Origin of the sequence: Candidatus Angelobacter sp., from assembly GCA_035607015.1 — a bacterium.
In the GTDB taxonomy this organism is placed as follows: Bacteria; Verrucomicrobiota; Verrucomicrobiia; order Limisphaerales; family AV2; genus AV2.
This window is the reverse complement of record DATNDF010000282.1, coordinates 1-5,658: the sequence shown is the minus strand read 5'-3', so window position 1 is coordinate 5,658 and position 5,658 is coordinate 1. Positions and strand designations below refer to the sequence as shown.

The 5,658-nt window shown below is 56.7% G+C and carries 8 protein-coding genes; all 8 read left to right on the top strand.

Going from position 1 to position 5,658, the window contains the following annotated elements; all coding sequences use genetic code 11:
• Positions 1-336: M20/M25/M40 family metallo-hydrolase (locus VN887_11420; GenBank protein HXT40615.1), on the top strand; the 336-nt coding region annotated here is incomplete at its 5' end.
• Positions 337-644: 308 nt separating this feature from the next.
• Positions 645-1,574: an STAS domain-containing protein gene (locus tag VN887_11415; protein ID HXT40614.1), complete on the top strand. Its 930-nt coding sequence runs from the start codon at positions 645-647 to the stop codon at positions 1,572-1,574.
• 3 nt (positions 1,575-1,577) lie between these two features.
• Positions 1,578-1,964, top strand: a complete 387-nt coding sequence (locus VN887_11410) for an STAS domain-containing protein (protein HXT40613.1) — start codon at positions 1,578-1,580, stop codon at positions 1,962-1,964.
• Between the two features lie 61 nt (positions 1,965-2,025).
• Positions 2,026-2,427 (top strand): anti-sigma regulatory factor, encoded by a 402-nt coding sequence (locus VN887_11405; GenBank protein HXT40612.1) that lies wholly within the window; start codon positions 2,026-2,028, stop codon positions 2,425-2,427.
• Positions 2,415-3,059, top strand: coding sequence for a SpoIIE family protein phosphatase (locus tag VN887_11400; GenBank protein ID HXT40611.1), 645 nt, complete (start codon positions 2,415-2,417; stop codon positions 3,057-3,059). Before VN887_11405 ends, VN887_11400 begins: the two co-directional genes overlap by 13 nt.
• Entirely contained in the window at positions 3,040-3,942 is a 903-nt protein-coding gene (locus tag VN887_11395) for an ATP-binding protein (protein ID HXT40610.1), read from the top strand. The genes VN887_11400 and VN887_11395 overlap by 20 nt, the downstream gene beginning before the upstream one ends.
• A gap of 1 nt (position 3,943) precedes the next feature.
• The gene (locus VN887_11390; protein ID HXT40609.1) at positions 3,944-4,576 is read left to right on the top strand and encodes a response regulator transcription factor; all 633 of its coding nucleotides are present in this window, start codon (positions 3,944-3,946) and stop codon (positions 4,574-4,576) included.
• A gap of 206 nt (positions 4,577-4,782) precedes the next feature.
• The coding region (locus VN887_11385; GenBank protein HXT40608.1) for a sigma-54 dependent transcriptional regulator at positions 4,783-5,658 on the top strand (876 nt) is incomplete at its 3' end.

The window sequence follows — 5,658 nt, the reverse complement described above, 5'->3', positions numbered from 1 at the left end:
CGCCGCTGTCCACCCTGCGTGAGCCTCACAATTAAGGAAGGGAATGAAGGTGCCGAGGCGTATCGCGTCTCGCCCGACAACCCCGCAGTGCGCGCGGCCGCCGAGACGCTCACCGAGGTCTTCGGCATACCTCCTGAGATTGTCGGCATGGGCGGCACCGTGCCCATCGTTACCACTTTCCGCGACGTCCTCGGCGTGGATACTGTCTTCTTCTCGTTCAGCACCGCCGATGAGGATATCCACGCGCCCAACGAGTTTTATCGTCTCGAACGCTTTCGCCTCGGGCTTCAGGCTTGGGCCCGCCTGTGGCGCCGACTAAGTAATCCCAGCATTTGATACGCAGTCTTGGCTCGAACAGTCGACGCCAAAAGCGACTGTTCCTCGCTGGATGAATTCAAGGTGTCACCACTCCCGCTTGCGTCAACTGGAATTAGTGGCAGTTGCCTTTTCTCGAATCGCGGAAGGTTTTGACGCGTGGCGCGGGCTTTTTCGCGAACTCAATCTCTCCCCAACACCTTCCAATCGGCCAGAAATGCTGTAGGTATAACACCTGATATTTGCATGGGAAAGCGCGGGATTCACAAATCCCGTGTTATCTGTAAAATACTCGGCTGAATACGGGAGTCTCAGTTTAGTAAATTGGCTTGGCAAGGAGAACTCCAATGGAGCAGCAGACGCGCACCATTTCCAATATTTCTTCTCATCATGCGGCGCAATCTACCGCCGAACTCCTCCGACAGCTTGTCGCGCACTTGCGCCAGAACCGAACGCAATTGAGGGAAGAGTGGGCGCGTCGCATCACGGAAGCGAGGTTGCTGACTGCGATGACGAAAGATGAAATCTTCGCTGAAGCGACTTCGGTGTACGACAACTACGTCGAAGCGCTCGAGACGGGGACGTTCGAAGCGCTGCAAGCCTACGCGCGAAACCTGTCGGAACGCATTATTCCGCGCGGCGTCGAGACACACGAGGTCATCGGAATCGTGCTGCTGTTGCGCGACGTGCTGGCCCGGTCTTTGTTCGCGAAATACCAAAATGATTTTGCGCTCCTGAATTGCATCCTCGATGCATACGAGCCTGCCGCAAACCGGATCGCCAACACCGTGGCCGTCGGCTTCGTGCAAGAGCGGGAACGCGTGATTCGCGAACAACAGGAGGCGATTCGAGTGTTGTCAACGCCTGTGCTGCAAGTGCGCGAACGTCTGCTGATTCTGCCAATCATCGGCGTGATTGACCCGCAGCGAGCGCGGCAACTCACCGAGCAACTGCTGCGAGGAATTCGCACCAACCGCGCCAAAGTCGTCGTTATCGACATCACCGGCGTGCCCGTGATGGACGCGAACGTGGCGAACAATCTGGTGCAGACCGTGGAAGCGACACGGCTGCTGGGCGCCACCGTCATCATCACCGGTCTGTCGCCCGAAATCGCGCAAACGCTCGTAACCATCGGCGTCGACCTGGGCAAAATGAACACGGTCGGCGACCTCCAAGGAGGCATTGAAGAAGCCGAACATCTGCTCGGATACAAAGTGGTGCCTTCCGGCGAAGCGGCCGATCAACAGTTGAGGACGTGAAGAGTGGAAGTTCCGATCCTCAAACAAGGTCCCTACCTCATCGCGTCGATTCAATCCGCGCTGTCTGACGCGGACTTGCTTCAGTTGCGCGACGCGATCGTGCAGCAGGTGGGAATGTTTCGTTCTCGCGGAGTCATTGTGGACGTGACTGCTCTGGACGTGATGGATTCATTCGCCACACGCACCCTCCGGGACATCACGTTCATGATTCGCTTACGCGGAGCCGAAACGGTGATCGTTGGCATACAACCGGACGTTGCTTTTACGATGGTGCAATTGGGTCTCAAGTTGGAGGGTGTACCGACAGCATTGGACCTGGAAGAAGGTATCGCGTTCCTCGACAAGAAGGGCCCGACCGCCGGGAAGGAAGCGAGCGCCCGTGGACGGTGAACGCGAGGTGCTGGCTCTGCATGCCGGAGCATCTGTGTCGCTGACTCACGGCGGGGATGTTGTGGCGGCTGAGGCAGCGGTCCAGATACAGGGGGACACGGATATCGTGGGGGCGCGGCAAAAAGGCCGGATGCTTGCAGCCACGCTTGGGTTTTCGTCGAGCGAGCTAACATTGATTGCGACGGCGATTTCAGAGTTGGCGCGAAATATTGTTCTATACGCCAAACAGGGGGAAATCATTCTTCGATTGGTGGAGCGTGGCGGGCAGCGGGGAATTATGGTTCGCGCGAAGGATCAAGGTCCCGGGATTCCGGATATTCGAAGAGCGCTGCAAGGCGGCTTTTCAACCTCACGAAGTCTGGGTCTTGGTTTGGCCGGCGTTCGCCGGTTGATGGACGAATTTGAGATCGAGTCGAGAGTTGGGTTTGGCACCACGGTGACGGCGCGGAAATGGAAAAGATAAAAGGATTACCGCTCGACTGCGGCATCGCGGCGCAGACATTGCCCGGCCAAAATGAAAGCGGCGACAAATACGTGATCATCCAATCTTCTGCGGAGGCGTTAGTTGCGGTGATAGATGGATTGGGACACGGGGAAGATGCGGCGAGTGCGGCCAGAATCGCGGCAGAAGCCTTGCAAGAGAATGCCGGACTGCCGGTCATCCCGTTGCTCCGGATATGCCACCAGAAGTTACGCGACACGCGAGGCGTGGTGATGAGCATCGCCACGTTTAATCCCATGGAGAGCACGGTGTCATGGTTAGGTGTCGGAAATGTTGAGGGAGTGCTGCTGCACAGAGATTCCTACGGTACCGTAAGCCGAGAACTCTTGTCGTTGCGTGGGGGAGTTGTCGGTGACCAATTGCCGAATCTCATCACCAGCATTCTTCCCGTTTCGCGCGGCGACACGCTTGTCTTTGCTACAGATGGAGTACGCAACGATTTCGTCGACGGAATAACGGTGGGCGATCCAGTCCAGCGTACGGCCGAAAATATTTTGGCGCATCACGCGCGGGGAACGGATGACGCTCTGGTTCTTGTAGTCCGGTATTCCGGGCTTCAGAAGGAGGCAGCCCGTGGCGGGATTACAGAGTGACTATGAGAGGGCCCTTGGCGGTTACTTGCGACAGGGCGACGAAACTGCCCTGAAGCAGGCGTACGAATTCGGGCGGCGCGCGCTCGCAGAGGGACATGGAATTCTCGACATGGTGGTTTTGTATCAGGGCGCCCTGGAGGCGAAGGTGCGCGAGAATCCGAATCCGGACGTGGTACGGCGCGCGGGTGCGTTTTTTGTCGAGACAATGTCACCGTTTGAGATGACGCACCGCGCTTTCGGCGAGGCGAACGCCACATTGCGACGCCTAAACGAAGCGCTCGAGGGCGAAACTCGCCGGATTGCTCGCGCTCTTCATGACGAGTCCGGTCAACTCCTGGCAGCTGTTCATATTCAATTGCAGGACGCGGCGCGAGATCTGCCTGCGGTGAAGCGCGGACGGATTCGCGAGGTAGAAACGCTCTTGGAGCAAATCGAAGAACAATTGCGGCACTTCTCGCACGAGCTCCGACCAGCCATTCTGGACGATTACGGGCTCGTGCCCGCTCTGCAGTCGCTTGCCGAAAAATTCACAAAACGCTTTGGAACACCCGCAACCGTGGATGGCAAACTCGGGCAACGTTCAACAGCCACACTCGAAGCGGCGATGTACCGCGTGGCGCAGGAAGCGCTCAACAATATTGCCAGGCATGCCAAAGCATCCCGCGTGAACATACAGCTCTGGCAAAACGCGGGAGAGTTTCATTGTTGTATTCGTGACGACGGAGTTGGGTTTGATCCGGCCTCGTTGGGAACTGGAGACGGCAGCACGCTCGGTCTGCAGGGGATGCGCGAAAGGATTCATGCCCTCGGCGGTACATTGCAAGTCAAATCTGCACCACAGAAGGGAACTGAGATACAGATAACGGTTCCCATGGAGGCTTAGGATGCCCATACAGGTAATACTTGCGGACGATCATCAAATAGTGCGGCAATCGTTGAAGGTCTTGTTAGAGCGGGAAGGCTTGAAAATTGTTGGCGAGGCATCGAACGGACAAGAGGCGGTCAAAATCGCGGAAGCCTTGCACCCGGATGTAGCCGTACTGGACGTAAGCATGTCCGTGCTTAACGGCATTGATGCCGCAAAGGAAATTCAAAAGGTGTCGCCGCAGACGAAGACGGTTTTTCTTACGGTTCATGACGAGGACCCCTATCTCTTGGACGCGCTGCGAGTAGGCGCGAAAGGATATGTCGTAAAGACACATGCCGCCGAGAATTTGGTGCAGGCAATTCGCGAAGCATCCCGGGGTGGTGTCTATTTGAGCCCTGAAGTTTCTCGCGCTGTCGTGCAGGCGTACCAGAACAGGACAGAGCTATCTTCGGAGCCACTTAGCCCCCGTGAGCGACAAGTGCTCCAGTTGATCGCCGAAGGAAAGACTACGAAGGAAGTGGCAGGCGTCCTAAACATCAGCGTGAAGACAGCGGAAACGCACCGCACGCGCCTCATGGAGAAACTCGACATCCACGAGACTGCGGGTTTGGTGCGGTACGCCATCCGACGAGGCCTTGTTCAGGCCTAGATGCCGTCGGGTCAGTGGACTCCCTACACGGTCCTAGGGACTTTTCCTGTCGTGAATGCAGCCACCGACCGATGGCGGACTCGCAGATTTGGGTCTAGCTTGTGTCTGGGCCTGACGCGACTCGCCATGCAGGCTCGCGGGCGCATGCCACCAGATTGCACGGCATCGAGGTAGTCGCCCCTGTTCTCAATCCGAGGAGCCAATAGATGAGTGTTTCGCCCCGCGTAATTTCCTTCAAGGAGACACCTTTAGGAACGCAAGAAATCCCGTTGACGTTCGCGCCCTCAGAAGAACTGCGATTTACGCTCAGTCCCGCGATGGGAGACTTGCGCCAACAGGTCGACCGTGTTGCTCAAGTAGATGTTCCCGTGCTCCTGCTTGGGGAATCAGGAGTGGGAAAAGAGTTTGTAGCCCGGGCTCTGCATGCTCGCTCTCTCCGGTCGCAGAGAACATTTTTGAAAGTGAATTGCGCGGCGTTACCTTCAGAACTATTGGAGAGTGAGCTTTTCGGATATGAGGCCGGCGCTTTTACAGGAGCGGTGAAATCGAAGCCAGGTCAATTTGAACTCTGCGAGCATGGAACGATTCTGCTCGACGAGATTGGTGAGATGCCCCCCACGCTCCAAGCCAAGCTTTTGCACGTCCTGCAAGATCAGCAGTTTTCACGGTTGGGCGGACGACGCACCCTGACCGTGGACGTGCGCATCTTGGCGGCTACGAACATCGATATCCAGAAAGCTTTGAACGAAAAGCTATTCCGTCCGGACCTCTATTATCGCTTGAATACCATCACCCTTCGAATTCCTGCGCTGCGCGAACGCCGTGAAGATATTCCATTGTTTCTTGACTACTTCATGAAACACCTGTCAGCTCAGCTGCACCGGCCGCAGAGGCGATTTTCGAAGCGCCTTATGGATGGATGTCTGAAGTACTCTTGGCCCGGCAATGTGCGCGAACTGAAAAATTTTGTCTGCAGGTATTTGGTTTTGGCTGACGACGAAGCAGCGCTTGCGGAACTCCGAGAACGCAAGGCCGAACGCGCGGAACAGCTGAGTGCCGAGCCCGGTTTAAGGCAGCTCGTC

Excerpts from the sequence above, each read along its gene's own strand:
- VN887_11400 (HXT40611.1), top strand. The coding sequence starts at position 2,415 with ATGGAAAAGATAAAAGGATTACCGCTCGACTGCGGCATCGCGGCGCAG.
- VN887_11390 (HXT40609.1), top strand. The coding sequence starts at position 3,944 with ATGCCCATACAGGTAATACTTGCGGACGATCATCAAATAGTGCGGCAA.